The following is a 14,108-nucleotide window of genomic DNA, read 5'->3' as shown; positions in this document are numbered from 1 at the left end:
GCCGACCCACGGCACCTTCGCAGGACCGACCCGCTGGCCAACCGACCCCGACCACAGCAGGGCCGTCCGAGCACCGTCAGGCGCGAAACTCGCAGCCTCACAGACGATCCACACACTTCACAGCAGATACAGCTGCTGCGGGGCGCGTGGCAGCTCTGTGATGACAGCCGCGATCAGGTCAACAGCCCGGCCGGACCGCTGGCGGCGATCCAGCGCTCGGCGATCCGCCTGATCGGAAAGGCATCGACGGCCGCCACCTCGTTCGGCTCGGTGATGTTGCACTTCCGCTCAAGGGTGAGAACTCACCCGAGCCGCGAACCCTTACCGATGAATCGCCGCGCGCGATTTGGTGCGCAGTTCGTGCATGCGCGCGGCCGGGTGCCCGCGGTGCGGCGGATGATGCGGGTCCGGCCGCCGCACGAGGACCCGCCGGACAGCGGGGATCAGCAGCAGGAACCACAGCCAGCTGAGCTGTCCGACGGTCAGTGCGGCCGTGACGAGTGCGGCCGCCGCGAGGACCATGACTCGCCGGTACGCCGGATCCCGCTCGACCTGCTCGGCGACTTCCGCCTGCGCGGGCGCCAGTGCAGGGAGATCGGTGAACACCGCCGCGATGTCCCGCCGGGTCGTGGCACGCACCAGCTGCGCGCTGCGCTCGTCGAATTCGGCGACGCTGAGCCGCCCCGCCCCGAGATGTGCCGAAAGGTCGCTCAGCGCTTGCTCTCGCTCGGGATTACCAACCCGGAGATCAGCCGACTCGTCCATGCGTTCCATTCTATCGGACATTCTGTCCATGTCGATACGAAATGACCTACTTGGGATACCGCGCTATACTTCGCTGATGTCGAGACCTTGGGCCGCCACTGTCGAATCGCACCGCCGCGATGTCCGCGAGGCGATCCTGGACACCACGTGGGCGCTCGCCCTCGAACACGGACCCGCGTCGACGACGATGTCGGAGGTTGCCGAGAAGGTCGGCATCGGCCGCGCGACCCTGTATCGGTACTTCCCTGATATCGCAACGATTCTCGCGGCCTGGCACGAGCGTCAGATCAATCGGCACCTCGAGCATCTGTCCACGGTGCGCGACGGCAAGACCGACCCGGGTAAGCGGCTCTGCGCGGTGCTGGAGGCCTACGCCGAGATCCACCTGCGCCGCGCCGAGAACCAACGCCGGGAGATGCACGGCGCCCAGGTCGAATCGCTCATGCACACGAACGAGCGGGTGGCCGAGTCGCAGCGGCAGCTGCACGGCCTGCTGCAGGGCGTGATCGCCGACGCCGCGGCGGCGGGGCGGATTCGCGACGACATCAACCCCTTCGAACTGGCCAACTACTGCCTGTTCGCGATCACCGGCGCGAACAGCCTGGAAAGCAAGGCCGCGGTGCAGCGGCTCGTCTCCTTGACGCTCACCGGACTGCGCTACCAGGACTGAGCGATGCCGCTCAGTCGTGCAGCGTCGCCCCGCCGTCGACGTACAGCGTCTGCATGGTGATGTGGCGCGCCGCGTCGGAGAGCAGAAAGTGCACCGCCGCAGCGATATCGGACGCCTGCGCGAGCCGCCCCAGCGGTATACCCAAGCGGAAGTCGGCCGGGCTGCCGCCGACGGCGTGCCGGACCATCTCGTCCTCGTTCGGATACAGCGCCCGCAGCATCGGGGTATCGGTGGAGCCCGGCGCCACGACATTGGCCCGCACCCCGTAGGGCGCCAGCTCCAGCGCGGCCACGCGGGTGAGCAACGCGGCGGCCGCCTTCGTCGCGCCGTACACACCGATGTGCAGCCGCGGTACCGCCCCGGCGTTCGACCCGATCACGACGATCGACCCGCGGCGCCGCTGCTTCATCCGGCCGCCGACAGACGCGAGCAGATGCAGTACCCCAACGACATTCACGTCGATCATGCGCTGCACGGCGTCGACATCGATATCGGTGAGCGGGCCGCGGTGCAGCACGCCGGCGGTACAGGCCAGCGCGCCGACCGGGCCGTGCTGCCGCTCGATCTCGTCGACGGCGCGCTCCACCTCGGCGCGGCTGCCGATATCCGCCACATGGGTGGTGACTCGACGGTCCGAGCCGTAGTTCGTCCGGATCTGCTTGCCCACCACGGCGAGTGCCGCACCGTCCCGGTCGAGTAGAGCAAGGTCGCGCCCCGCCGCGGCCAGCCGGTCGGCGACGGCACCGCCGATCCCGCCCGCCGCACCGACAACCAGCGCACAGCCCGAATCACGCTGCCGCTCAATGGTATTCATGCGGCAGGCTCGTCGTCGAAGACGCTCAGGATCGCCCGGAACTTGGCCATGGTCTCTTCGACCTCCGCCGCCGGCTCCGACCCCGCGACGATCCCGCCGCCGGCGAACGCGGTGGCGACGTGGCCGCCGGGGGCGATCTCCGCGCATCGGATACAGACGCTCCAGGCTCCGTCTCCCGACCGGTCGCACCATCCGACCGCGCCACCGTAGAAGCCGCGGTCGCCCTCGATCTCCTCGATCAGCCGCATCGCTTCGCCGCGCGGCGTGCCGCCCAGTGCCGGCGTGGGCTGCAGGACGCGTGCCAGGTCCAGGGACGTGCAGCCGGGATCAGCGAGGGTGCCGCGTATCGGAGTGCCCAGATGTACGAGATCGGGGGTACCGAAGATCTCGGGCTTCTCGGACCAGCGCAGCGTGGAACACAGCGGCGCCAGGGCGGACACGATGAAGTCGACGACAAAGCGATGCTCGCGCCGGTCCTTCTCCGAGGCCAGCAACCTGGCCGCGGTACGGTCCGCCTCCACAGCCCCCCGCCGCGGTGCCGAACCGGCGAGCGGGCACGCGTAGACCTGCGAGCCCGTCCGCCGTATCAGCAGTTCGGGACTGGCGCCGACCAACGCCGCGCCGGGACCACGGAAGGCAGCAAGATCCAGATAGAACCCATTCGCACGCGGGTCACGCCCGACCAAGGCGCGCAGCATCGCCACACCATTGATCGCCCGCTCGGTGGTCAAGCGCATCCGGCGCGCCAGCACCACCTTGTCGAGCAGTCCGGCGGCGATCGCGTCGAGCGCCGATTCGATCCGCCGCTGATGCTCGGCGGCCGACGGATCCGGTTCGATGGACCGCAGACGGGGCCGCCACGGTTCGGCGTTTCGGCCGTGCCGCCAGCGGTCCGGCGCGCGCCGGAAAGCGATGGGGTCGATCAGGGCGGCAGGCGCGGCCGGGTCGAAAGGCAAGGCACCCAGAAGGATCGATGCGTCGTCGTTGCGCAGCGCCTTCGCCGCGGTGTCGAGATCGGTATAGCTGTGCCGGACACCGGTGCCGACGAGACTGCCTTCCGGACCCGTGAGCACGCACGTCGCCGCGCGTTCTACCCCACCCATTGCTGCTCCAGCAGGTCGGTCGACGGCGCAGGCTCGGCACCGGCGCGGCGGAGATGCCCGACGGTGTCGTCGGTGCGGACCACAGCGCCGCAACGAGAGGCGATGTAGTCGAGGGCCTGCTCGTGATGCGACCGCGAGAAGTCGGCCACCGCGTCCGCGATCAGGAAGACCTGGACGTCGTGCATGAAAGCGTCCAAAGCCGTTGCCAGACAGCCGATGTGGGCGTAGACGCCGGTGATGACCAACTGGTCCCGGCCGGCCGCGCTCAGCCGCCGGAGCAGATCGGTGCGCGAGAAGGCGCTGTAGCGCCACTTCGTCAGCGTGACGTCGCGCCGGTCCGGCGTGAGTTCGCTGATCACCGAGGTGTCCTCCGCGGCACCGGACAGGCCCGGCCCCCAGAAGTCCGCGAGCAACGCGCGGGTCGCCGGCTCCTGATCCCCCGGCTGGGCCGTGTAGATCACCGGGCACCCCGATCGCACGGCGGCACGTTTGATGCGCGCGATGTTCCGTACGACGGCGGAGATCGGTTCGGCGGAGCCGTCGAACCGCCGGATGAAATAGCGCTGCATATCGTGGATCAGCACCACCGCGCGGCGCGGATCCACTGTCCAATCCACGATATTCGGCGGCAGCGCCTCCGGCAGCGCATAGGATATCGACTCGGGCAATGGCATGATTATTGGAATCCTTTCCGGCTGCACCCGGCGGCGTCAGCGTGCGGCGAATACCGCCATCGCGAGAACAACGCTCCCCCAACCCATTACCGCGCCGTACAACGGCAGCCGCCGGGTGTTCTCCCGTGCGATCAGAATCGCATCATCCAGCGGTTTACCGCGGACACCACGAAGTATTCCGGAGATGAATCGCAGAGTGAAGAGGGCAGCGACCGCGTACAACCCGGCGGCCCACCAGTAGGCGCCGAGCGATACCGCGGCGACGAGGAAGGTCGTCGTCCCGATCGCCACCAAAACCAGTGCGGTCGTCACGGTCCCGGTGAGACCCAGCGCGCGGGCGCTGGTCATGATGCCGAATTTCGCGTCCTCCGGAATGTCTTCGGTCTGGTTGATCAAATTGACCATCGTCATCGCGGTCGCGTATCCGAGAAACGCGATGAACGCCGCCCATTCCGGGACGGTGCCGATGGCCCGGATCATCATGATGCCGGGCAGCAGCGCGATGGTCGACGCGAGCGTCACGGACTGGAACACACCGGCGCCCTTGAGCCGCAACGGCGGCAACGAATACTCGAATCCGACGACGATCCAGACGACGCCCAGCACCGCGATCTCCCAGTGCCCGCTCGACGCCGTCACATACGCACCGAGCAAGAGCACCAGGACGATGTGGGTGACGATCTGGATCACGATGTTGCGCTTGCCCAGACCGTCGACCGCCTCGGCCAGCCTGCCCTTGTAGATCAGATCCAGCTCCCGGTCCGCGACGCAGTTCGCCATGTTCCCGGCGTGCAGGCCCAGGAGAAAGGCGACCACGACGGCCAGTGTCTTGCCGGAGCGGAGTTGATCGGCCGAGGCCGCCCCGAGAAAAGCCGCGGTGAGTATGACCGACAGGTGGACGGGCAGAAATTCCAGCCGCCTGATGCGTAGTGCGTACCGGAATTTCTGCCCTGTCGTGACGAGGGGCGAGCTGACCGACTGTGCTGCGTTCATATTTTCTCCAGAACAGAGTGAGTGTGGCTCATCGCGCACCTACTCGATATCTGCTGGAGTTATCGAAAGAAGGCTTCAGATATTCATCCGAAGGAATTCGGATACGCGGCGCTCCCGACAGCAGTCAGGATTTCACGGGCGTTCGCGCCGCGTCAACGTGGTCCGTGCCCGAATCCCGCACGGCGGCAAGGGCAGAGGGCAGCCAGATACGTCTCCCGATATCGTAGGAGAGCGCCGGCACCAGCAGGCTGCGCACGATCACGGTATCGAGCAGCACGCCGAATGCCACCGCGAAACCGATCTCGGCCGTATTCACCAGCGGGACCACACCGAGTACCGCGAATGTCGCAGCCAGCACGACGCCCGCGGACGTGATCACGCCACCGGTCACCGTGAGTCCCCGAATGATTCCGGCCCGCGTGCCGAAGGTCTGGGATTCTTCGCGGACCCGGGTCATCAAGAAGATGTTGTAGTCGATCCCCAATGCGATGAGGAAGACGAAGACGAATAGCGGGAACGAGGGATCCTGTCCGGGGAAGCCGAATATCTTGTCGAAGACGAAGCCGCTGACACCCAGCGCGGTCGCGAAGGACAGCACCACCGAACCGATCAGCAGGATCGGCACGACCAGCGCGCGCAGCAACAGGGCCAGCACCAGGAAGATCACGACCAGGACGATCGGGATGATGACGGTGCGGTCCCGGACCGCCGCCTCCCGCACATCGAGTGCCTCGGCCGACTGTCCGCCGACCAGCGCGTCGGCACCGGGGATGGCGTGCAACGTTTCCCGCAGCCGGTCGACCGCGTCCAGTGCCGCCGTGGTGTCGTACGGATCGGCCAGCGTCGCGTCGAGCACGGTGCGGCCGTTCACCGGCTGCGCCTGTAGTGCCGGTGGCGGGCACCCGGCATCGGACCCGCGCTGACTCTCGGGAAGCGCCGCCAGCTTCGCCGGATCCACGCGGACGCAGAACGAGCCCGGTCGATCGGAGATGCCTGGCACCTGCGCGCCGGCCGCGATCACCTGATCGACCTTGTCGCTGTTCACGACGATGAATGCTGGTGCACCCGCGCCCTTGTCGAACTTCGCGTTGTAGATCTCCTGGCCCGCAACGGCTTCCGGATCGTTGGTGAACGCCTCCTGCATCGGAATACCCCGTGCGTCGAGCATGCCGATCCCGCAGGCACCGATGATCAGCAGCACGGTCGTGCCGATCCACACCGCGCGATGCCGGGCGGCGACCCAGTCGGCGATCCGGCCCCAGATCCCGTGCGCCGACAGGTCACTGAGATGGTCCACCCGTGCCAGCCGCGGCCAGAACACCCAGCGTCCGGCGAGCGCCAGCAGACAGGGAAAAACCGTCAGCATGACGAACACGGTGCACCCGACGCCGATCGCGGCGACCGGGCCCATGCTGCCGGTCGAGTCCAGTTCGGCGAACATCAAACAGAGCACACCGATCACGACGGTCGCCGCCGAGGCGATGATGGCGGCCACGGATTTGCGCCACGCCGCGATCATCGCTTCGAACCGATTGTCCTTGGCGTGCAACTCCTCCCGATATCGCGCGGTGAGCAGTAGGGCATAGTCGGTGCCCGCGCCGATCACCAGCACGAACAGGATGCCTTGGGCCTGCCCGTTCAGGGTGAGCACGTCGTGCTTGGCCAGATAGTAGATCGCCAGCGAGGCCAGGCCGAGCGAGATCAGCGCCGAAAGCAAAGGGAAAACCCACAATACGGGCGACCGGTAGACCAAGAGCAGGATGACGACTACCACCGCGAGCGCGGCAAGCAGCAGCGTGCTGTCGAGCCCCTTGAACGACTCGATGAGCGACACCAGCAAGCCGCCCGGCCCGGCGGGCGACACCTCGAGTCCGTCGCCGCCCGCCGTTTGCCGGGCCACCTCGAGCAGGTCTGCTACGGCGGCCGAGAGCTGGTCGCCGGTTCTGGTAGAGCCGTCGGGCGCCGCCGAGATCAGCGGCGCGAACACGGCGGCGGCCGTACCGTCCTGCGCGTACCGCGGCCCGCGCACCCCGTCCTTGTCCACGCCCGCGACCTGCGCTATCGCGACGGCGGCGCGACCGATCCGGTCTTTGTCGCCGGCGGTGAGCGCACCGTCACGATGGAACACCACCACGGCCGGAATCGTCTGGGCCGCAGAGAACTTCGTGACCTCGCTGTTGGCCGCGGTCGATTCGGCAGAACTCGGCAGGAAGGCCTTGTTGTCGTTGCGGATCACCTCGGACAGCTTCGATTGATATGAACCACCGAACCCGCCCACCAGGAAGGCCAGCACGGCTAGCGCGATCACCGCGACGACCGGCTTGGGCCAGCGGCCGCGCCCCCGCGGCTCGTCGACGGTAGGACGCTGGGTGGACCCGATACTCATGAGCACTCCGGTTCGCTCGGCGGTCATCGCTCCTGTACGGGGGGCGCGGCTCCCCTGCCGTCGCGTCCCCCTCGGGAATTCACCATAGATCTGGTGAGACACTTTGTCCAGGTCGAATCGAATTGTATCGATGATCGACACGCGCCGTACCGGCGCTTCCCTTGGCCAGACGAAGCGCCTCGACCAGCACGAACACGCCTGACCAACAAGGAAGACCGGATCGGTCAGCCCACCACCGCCGGCCGTGGCTGATAGATGCGGCGGTGCTCGGAGATACCCGCGAGGCGGAACGGCGCACCGGTCTGTCGCGGCAGCTCGTGGTCACCGCCGTCGGTCGGCAGTTCGTGCACCCGCAGCGCGCGATATCTGCGGTAGTCGATGGCTTCCCGGCGGGCCAGGACGGCCGCGTTCGCCGCGGTGCGCAAGTGTTCGTGATACCCGGGAACCACTGTGCCACAGAAGAATTCGGCGACACAGCCGGAACCGTAGCTCAGCAAGGCGATGGACTGCCCGGTGAGGTCGCCCCCGTGATCGAGCAACGAGGCCAGCCCGATGTACAGCGACGCGGTGTAGCTGTTGCCGATCGCCCGGTTGTACACCGTGGTCGGTGCGATCATCGCGTGCATCTCGTCCTCGGTGACATCGGTGTCCGAGCAGGTCAGCAGGTGCCGGTGGGCCTTGTAGGCCATCTTGGTGAACGGCTGGTGGTAGCAGAACGCCGCGAAGTCCCCCAGCGGTCGACCGCCCTGCTCGCGGTAGTCCTTCCAGGCGCTCTCGACCGCCTGCAGGTAGGCGACGACCGACGCCTGACCGTCGACAAGTGCCGCGTCGCGGTAATTGGGCCGCCAGAAATCCATGATGTCGGCGGTGTACAGCCCAGCGGGCCGTTCCACCCGCAGGATCGCGGGGTGGGCACTGACCAGCATGGCCGCCGCACCCGCACCCTGGGTCGCCTCGCCGGGGCTGTCCAACTCGTATTTCGCGATATCGCTGGCGATCACGAGCACGCTCTGTTCGGGTGCGGCGGCGACCAGCGAGCACGCGAACTGCAGGCCCGCCGTTCCCGCGTAACACGCCTGCTTCAGCTCGACCACGCGAATCGACGAGGGCAGCCCGAGCAGCGAACTCACATAGATGCCCGCGGATTTCGACTGGTCGATCGACGTCTCGGTGGCCAGCACCACCGTGCGGATATCGGCGTCGGGATGCCGGTGCACAATGGCCCGCGCGGCTGTCGCCGCCATGGTGACGATGTCTTCGTCGCGGGCTGGGACGCTCATCGCCTCCTGCCCGATGCCGTGGTGGTACTTGCCGATATTCGCCCCGGTGTGCTCCGCCAGGCGAGCGTGGCTCAGCACGTAGTGCGCAGTGGCGAAGGCCAGATCGTGGATTCCCACTGGTACTTCTGTCATTTCAGGATCACTTCCTAGAGATGTCGGCGCCGCGCTCCAATTGCACGTGCGCGTACATGAGTTCGCCCGGATTGGTCTGGGCAGCGAGCAGCGAGAGCTCCCCGCAGAGCACCGTGGCGGCCGCGACCGCGGCCAAACGTCGTGCGTTGGCTCCGGTTTCGCGGTCGTCGCGGCAGCCGAGCCGGCGCAGGTTCGCCTCGACGAAATCGAGGCGCTTGCCGTTGCCGACCGTGCCGACGACGAGGTTCGGCAGATTGCACGAGAAATAGAGATCGCCGTCCCGGTCCTCGGCCACCGTCACGCCCTGGGAACCCTCGACGATATTGGCCGCGTCCTGCCCGGTGGCGAGATAGAAGCCGAGCAGCATGTTGGCGTAATGTGCGTTCGCCGAGCGTATTCCACCCGCGAGGATGCTGCCGATCAGGTTCTTGCGCAGGTTGAGCCGGGCGATCGCCCCGGCGGTCGTGTGCAGCGCGTTCGTCACGACAGCACGCGGCACCAGCAGTTCGGTGACCACGTTCTTCCCGCGCCCGAGAATGCCGTTCACCGCCGAGACCTTCTTGTCGGTGCAGTAGTTGCCGGAGATGGATTCGTAGGCGAGACCGGGAATCCGTGCCAGGATGGCGCCCATCAGCTGGTCGGCGGCCAGCGTCGCCATGTTGTGGCCCGCCGCGTCGCCGGTACTGAATTCGAGGCGCAGGTAAAGCAGATCGGCGACGATCTCGTGCCGGAAGCCGATCAGCCGGGCGTATCGGCTGCCCGCCTCGACGATCCCTTGGAGCAGGCCCAATTCCTTGTGCAGCTGCTGAGCGGCGGCGTACGCGGTCGCCGCGTCGTCGGCTCGTAGCAGGATCGACCGGGTCATGCGTTCGTCGGTCAACGTGGCGACGATGCCCCGATCGGTCGACATCGACACCCGCGCGCCCCGGGCGACCGACGGCCACAGCGGTGATTCGTAGGTGGCCAGCGGGACCTCGGTCTCGGTCTCGGTGATATTCCCCGAGATACGCAGTGGTCCCACCCATTTCATCGGCACCCTGGCCGCCGAATCCGCCGTATCGTGCATCCCTGCTCCTCTCTGCATGCGGCCACGCCGCTGATCGTCACCCGTCATGCCCGCCGCCGATGCCGGCCGCGGGCGGGTACCGGTTCGCCAGGTGGCCGACCGGAAGGCCTCGGACTGCGCAGAATTCGCGCAACTCTCCGGAAATCAGCAGGGCGCACTGTGTCAGCTGAGCGGGGGTGCCGGCGCCCAGCACAGTCATCAACGCGGTCAATTGATCGAGCCACAAACGGATTTCCGCGATCAGCCCGTCGACCCCGTGCTCGACGAGCACGCTGAGGAAGCGTCCGGAAACGCCGACCGCCACCGCGCCCAACGCCAGGCTGCGCGCGACATCGAGGGGATGACGGACGCCACCGGAGGCGAGCAACGGCACCCCCACCGCCGCGGCGTCGAGCAGGCAGGCCGGTGCGGACTGCCCCCAGTCGGCAAAGAACGCGTACTCGCCCGCGGTGCGCCTGCTGTTCTCGATCGACGCGAAATCGGTGCCGCCACGGCCTGCCACGTCGGCGGCGTAGACGCCCAGGTCACGCAGCAGCGAAACGGTTTCCCGGCTGAGCCCGCAACCCACCTCCTTCACGATCACCGGCACGTCGACACCGCGCACGACCTGCTCGATCCGCGCGGCCCAGTAGGCGAACTCGCGGTCCCCTTCGGGCATCACGATTTCCTGCACGGTGTTCAGATGGATCTGCAACGCGTCCGCCTCGAGCAGATCGATCGCGCGGCGCGCGTCGTCTACGGACACGGTCGCGTTGACGTTCGCCATCAGAAAGCCCTTCGGGTTCTCTTGGCGCACAACTCGATACGTGTCGGCGGTCGCCGAATCTTTGAGATACGCGCTGAGCGAACCGGTCGCCATCGCGAGACCCGTCTCCCGCGCGGCGATGGCGAGGTCCCGGTTGATCCGTCCCGTGGCGACGGACCCACCGGTCATCGCGTTGACATAAAGCGGCGCCTGCCACGTCTCGCCCGCGAAGCCCGCGCGGAGCACGACGTCGGATCGATCGACGGCGCCCAGCGCGTGGTGCACGAATCGGACATGGTCGAAGTCGTTCGTTCGCGCAGGCGACCGTTGCTGTGCGGCAGCCAATTTGACGTGGTCGTCCTTGCGATTACCGATCATCGCGCCGCTCCTGCCGAGGTGGAAATCGCCACGGGCAAGGGCCGGATGCCCTGTGCCTGCCATTGCTCGCTCAGTGCCGTCGCGGCGGTGCGCGCGTCGCCGTGGAGTAGCGCGATACCGCAGTCGCCGCCGCCCGCGCCGGACGGTTTGGCCGCGCCGCCCGCGGCCTCGGCCGTCGCGCACAGAGCCGTCAGCCGCTCCGTGAAAATGCCGAGCCGCGCCGCGCTGTCGAAAACGCGCAGGATCGAGTGACATCGGCGCACGCCACGCAGCAGCCATGCCGAATCGCCCTCACGCACCGCGGATTCGAGTGCCGCGACGCACGTGCCGCTTTCCCGCAGGAAGGTCCGGTAGGCCGCACTGGCTCGGACATCTCCTCCGTACACCTTGGCGAGTTGTGCGCCGGTCGATGCGGGGGTACCCGTCCAGCCGACCAGGAGGTCGACATCGGGCGGCGCGCGCAACGGGCGGATCGACAGACCGGGCCAGTCGGCATGCATCGCGTGCCGGAGCCCGTGCCGGGCCGAAAGGATGTGTACCGCTTCGCGATCGGGCGCACGGTAAGCCAGCCAGCCACCCCAGGTGCTCACCGCGACGTCCGCGCCGGACGGGCGGCGATCCAGCCGGACGGACGCGAGCAGTGCGAGCCGGAACCGCTGCGCCGCAGTGAGTTCGATACCGAGGAACTCGGACAACGCCGCGACCACCGCCGTGGTCACGGCCCCGCTGGAGCCGAGTCCGAACTTGGTGCCGCGCTCATGCATGGTGCTGGTGATGGTCAGCTCGACGGCCGCCGGACCGCGACCGAGTTCACCGGCGAACTGCTCGACCGTCTCGATCGCCGTGATCACGTGGCCGAGGTTCGCGCCGGAACTGTCGAGGGCCACCAGCCGCCCGCCTACCCGCCGCAACCGTGCCGTCCCCGAGAGATCGCTGCGAACAGTCACTTCCGCGGCCGGATCCGTGCCGGGCGCGATCGCGACCTCGGCGTACCGGTCCACGGCGACCAGCACCGCGGACCGGCCCGGCTCCACGACCGCGAATTCTCCCGCCACGAACAGCTTTCCGGGCGCACGGTGAACGATCACGGCTGTCCCCCGGCGATCAGCCGCGCGCCGGGGCCGGGCTCGGCGACGGCGATGGTTTTGATGCAGTCGAGTTCGGCGAGTGCCCGCGCTACCTGAGCGGCATCCGCGCGTGCGCAGAGCACTTTGACGTTCGGCCCGGCGTCGATCGTGACGTGCGCGCAGACACCGCGGCGGCGTAGCGTTTCGACGCGGTCGATGACGGTCCACGACGCGGCGGTGAGATACCGCACGGCGGGCCGCGCGGTCAGCATGACCGCGTGCATGCCCAACGCGTTGCGTTCCGCGATCTCTCCGACCACCGGCAGATCGCCCGCCGCAATGGCTTCGCGCATCTCGACCAGGTCCGGTTTGCTCGCGTCGACCCACGCCGGGTACAGGGGCGAGGTATCGACCGTCCGGCGCATCGCCTCCCGGCTCGAGATCACCTTCGGCCCCGTGTCGACCAGGGCCACGACCAGCGCCGCGTCGAGCGCGTCGCCGTCGATGGCCGCGGCGTAGGAGGACCGGTCCCCGGCCGCGCCGTCGCCCTCCCCCGCATGCCAGATGGCGAAGCCGCCGAACAGCGACCGGCTGGCGGAGCCGGACCCGCGCCGGGCCAGCCGGGACACCGCGGTGGGGTCCGGGTCGAGGCCGAAGACGGCGGCGCCGGCCAGGGCCAGCGCGGCGAATCCGGCGGCCGAAGAAGCCAATCCGGCGCTCGTCGGCACGGTGTTGCGCGAATCGACGCGGACGCGATCCGGACGGCCCGCCGCCGCGCGCAGGACATCGAGGAACCGCACGACCCGGGCGGCCGCCGCACCCACGGCCGGCTGCCCGTCGAGGTACACGTCATCGCGGTCTGCCGTGGGCAGCATCCGCACCGTCGTGGTCGTGGGATAGATGTCCAAGGTCATCGACAGGCTGTCGGTCGCGGGGAGCATCAACTCCTCGTCGCGCTTGCCCCAGTACTTGATCAACGCGATATTCGGGTGCGCGACCGCCGTGGCCGACCGCCCGGCCGCCGCACCGCGAGTCACGGTCGGCTCCCGTCGAATTCGGGCATACTCAGCACCCGGCCGGGCGCTACCGTCCATGTCGCCGTGGCGCCGGCGCGCCGGAACGCCGTGGCGATCTCGCTCGCCTGCGGCAGATCTCGCGCCAGCGCGAGCACACATCCGCCCAGTCCGCCGCCGGTGAGTTTGGCGCCCGGGCTGCCCGCGGCTACCGCGCTGTCCACCAGAGCGTCCAAAGCCGCACTGCTCAGCTCGACGTCGCGCAACAGCTCATGGTTCCGGGTGAAGGCCCGGCCCACGGCGTCGAGATCGCCACGCGCCAGCTCGTCCGTGGCCGCGCGCACGATCCGGAGTGCCCGGTCCACGAACTCCGCCTGCCGGCCGGGGTGCTGTTCGAACCGCCGGCGTAGTTGCCCGACCGCGTCCTGGGTACTGGCCGCGACGCCGCTGTCGGCGATCACGACGAGCGCGTCGACACCCCATGCGAGGTCGGTCGCGACCCCGTCGCGGAACAGGATCGGCCGGGACGCCGCGACGGCGGCCGCGTCGACGCCGCTCGACTTCCCGTGCACCGCTTGCTCGGACGACTGGATCAGATAGTGGCAGACCTCCGGCTCGATATGCCGATCGAGCAGATCCGCCAGTGCCAGCACGACCGCCCGCGCGCCCGCCGCACTGGAGCCGAGGCCCCGCGCCTGCGGAATGCCGCAGTCCACCACGAGATTCACGCCACGGTGCCGGCTGCCGAGCGCCGCGAGCGTATTCGACACGAGCACCCGCATCGGCGCGCCGGCCGGGCGGCGCGGATCGACCGCGGGCAGGGCGCCGGGCCCGGCGAAGGTGACCCAGCATTCGTCGTCGGCCGCCGACAGCGAGGCGGTCACCTGCATGGTGAGCTGCTTGACCGGAATCGCGGCCGCCGCAACGCCGTACAGCACGGCGTGCTCACCGAAGAGAACGACTTTCCCGTGGGCGAAGCCGATACCGATCGGATGTTCGCGCATCCTCCTGACCTTCCTGTA

Annotated in this window: 13 protein-coding genes; 1 reads left to right on the top strand and 12 read right to left on the bottom strand. The window is 68.4% G+C overall.

The genetic code is table 11. The annotated features are described in order from the left end of the window. Nucleotides 1-321: 321 nt before the first annotated feature. The gene (locus TY25_RS37420; protein WP_162184256.1) at nt 322-765 is read right to left on the bottom strand and encodes a DUF1707 SHOCT-like domain-containing protein; all 444 of its coding nucleotides are present in this window, start codon (nt 763-765) and stop codon (nt 322-324) included. Between the two features lie 76 nt (nt 766-841). On the opposite strand from TY25_RS37420, the gene TY25_RS37415 reads away from it, so the two are divergent. Then, entirely contained in the window at nt 842-1,435 is a 594-nt protein-coding gene (locus tag TY25_RS37415; RefSeq protein ID WP_042264509.1) for a TetR/AcrR family transcriptional regulator, read from the top strand. Between the two features lie 10 nt (nt 1,436-1,445). On the opposite strand, the gene TY25_RS37410 is transcribed toward TY25_RS37415, so the two are convergent. The 11 genes from TY25_RS37410 to mvk form a co-directional block, all read right to left on the bottom strand. Continuing rightward, nucleotides 1,446-2,249 (bottom strand): SDR family NAD(P)-dependent oxidoreductase, encoded by an 804-nt coding sequence (locus TY25_RS37410; RefSeq protein ID WP_042264508.1) that lies wholly within the window; start codon nt 2,247-2,249, stop codon nt 1,446-1,448. Next, nucleotides 2,246-3,352 (bottom strand): isochorismate synthase, encoded by a 1,107-nt coding sequence (locus TY25_RS37405; protein ID WP_042264505.1) that lies wholly within the window; start codon nt 3,350-3,352, stop codon nt 2,246-2,248. Before TY25_RS37405 ends, TY25_RS37410 begins: the two co-directional genes overlap by 4 nt. Then, nucleotides 3,340-4,026, bottom strand: coding sequence for an isochorismatase family protein (locus TY25_RS37400; RefSeq protein ID WP_042264504.1), 687 nt, complete (start codon nt 4,024-4,026; stop codon nt 3,340-3,342). The genes TY25_RS37405 and TY25_RS37400 overlap by 13 nt, the downstream gene beginning before the upstream one ends. A 36-nt stretch (nt 4,027-4,062) precedes the next feature. Then, nucleotides 4,063-5,019 carry a UbiA family prenyltransferase gene (locus TY25_RS37395; RefSeq protein WP_042264501.1) on the bottom strand — a complete coding sequence of 319 codons (957 nt, stop codon included), beginning with the start codon at nt 5,017-5,019 and terminating at the stop codon, nt 4,063-4,065. 124 nt (nt 5,020-5,143) lie between these two features. Beyond that, complete coding sequence (locus TY25_RS37390; protein ID WP_042264874.1) at nt 5,144-7,405, bottom strand: MMPL family transporter; 2,262 nt, start codon at nt 7,403-7,405, stop codon at nt 5,144-5,146. A 224-nt stretch (nt 7,406-7,629) separates the two neighbouring features. After that, the gene (locus TY25_RS37385) at nt 7,630-8,817 is read right to left on the bottom strand and encodes a hydroxymethylglutaryl-CoA synthase (protein WP_042264499.1); all 1,188 of its coding nucleotides are present in this window, start codon (nt 8,815-8,817) and stop codon (nt 7,630-7,632) included. Nucleotides 8,818-8,824: 7 nt separating this feature from the next. After that, nucleotides 8,825-9,883: a hydroxymethylglutaryl-coenzyme A reductase family protein gene (locus TY25_RS37380; RefSeq protein ID WP_115347024.1), complete on the bottom strand. Its 1,059-nt coding sequence runs from the start codon at nt 9,881-9,883 to the stop codon at nt 8,825-8,827. A gap of 37 nt (nt 9,884-9,920) precedes the next feature. Further along, nucleotides 9,921-11,006 carry a type 2 isopentenyl-diphosphate Delta-isomerase gene (gene fni, locus TY25_RS37375; protein WP_042264497.1) on the bottom strand — a complete coding sequence of 362 codons (1,086 nt, stop codon included), beginning with the start codon at nt 11,004-11,006 and terminating at the stop codon, nt 9,921-9,923. Beyond that, a complete protein-coding gene (locus tag TY25_RS37370) occupies nt 11,003-12,094 on the bottom strand; it encodes a phosphomevalonate kinase (RefSeq protein WP_042264495.1) in 1,092 nt (363 codons plus the stop codon). The genes fni and TY25_RS37370 overlap by 4 nt, the downstream gene beginning before the upstream one ends. Then, nucleotides 12,091-13,110, bottom strand: coding sequence for a diphosphomevalonate decarboxylase (gene mvaD / locus TY25_RS37365; protein ID WP_042264493.1), 1,020 nt, complete (start codon nt 13,108-13,110; stop codon nt 12,091-12,093). The genes TY25_RS37370 and mvaD overlap by 4 nt, the downstream gene beginning before the upstream one ends. Further along, nucleotides 13,107-14,090, bottom strand: a complete 984-nt coding sequence (gene mvk, locus TY25_RS37360) for a mevalonate kinase (protein WP_052383450.1) — start codon at nt 14,088-14,090, stop codon at nt 13,107-13,109. The genes mvaD and mvk overlap by 4 nt, the downstream gene beginning before the upstream one ends. Between the last annotated feature and the right edge of the window lie 18 nt (nt 14,091-14,108).

It is taken from the genome of Nocardia brasiliensis NBRC 14402 (assembly GCF_000308475.2).
GTDB lineage: Bacteria > Actinomycetota > Actinomycetes > Mycobacteriales > Mycobacteriaceae > Nocardia > Nocardia brasiliensis.
This window is presented reverse-complemented; position numbering and strand designations above follow the sequence as displayed.

Coding starts and splice junctions, on each gene's coding strand:
- TY25_RS37420 (WP_162184256.1), bottom strand. CDS start 765: ATGGACGAGTCGGCTGATCTCCGGGTTGGTAATCCCGAGCGAGAGCAA.
- TY25_RS37415 (WP_042264509.1), top strand. CDS start 842: ATGTCGAGACCTTGGGCCGCCACTGTCGAATCGCACCGCCGCGATGTC.
- TY25_RS37410 (WP_042264508.1), bottom strand. CDS start 2,249: ATGAATACCATTGAGCGGCAGCGTGATTCGGGCTGTGCGCTGGTTGTC.
- TY25_RS37405 (WP_042264505.1), bottom strand. CDS start 3,352: ATGGGTGGGGTAGAACGCGCGGCGACGTGCGTGCTCACGGGTCCGGAA.
- TY25_RS37400 (WP_042264504.1), bottom strand. CDS start 4,026: ATGCCATTGCCCGAGTCGATATCCTATGCGCTGCCGGAGGCGCTGCCG.
- TY25_RS37395 (WP_042264501.1), bottom strand. CDS start 5,019: ATGAACGCAGCACAGTCGGTCAGCTCGCCCCTCGTCACGACAGGGCAG.
- TY25_RS37390 (WP_042264874.1), bottom strand. CDS start 7,405: ATGAGTATCGGGTCCACCCAGCGTCCTACCGTCGACGAGCCGCGGGGG.
- TY25_RS37385 (WP_042264499.1), bottom strand. CDS start 8,817: ATGACAGAAGTACCAGTGGGAATCCACGATCTGGCCTTCGCCACTGCG.
- TY25_RS37380 (WP_115347024.1), bottom strand. CDS start 9,883: ATGCACGATACGGCGGATTCGGCGGCCAGGGTGCCGATGAAATGGGTG.
- fni (WP_042264497.1), bottom strand. CDS start 11,006: ATGATCGGTAATCGCAAGGACGACCACGTCAAATTGGCTGCCGCACAG.
- mvk (WP_052383450.1), bottom strand. CDS start 14,090: ATGCGCGAACATCCGATCGGTATCGGCTTCGCCCACGGGAAAGTCGTT.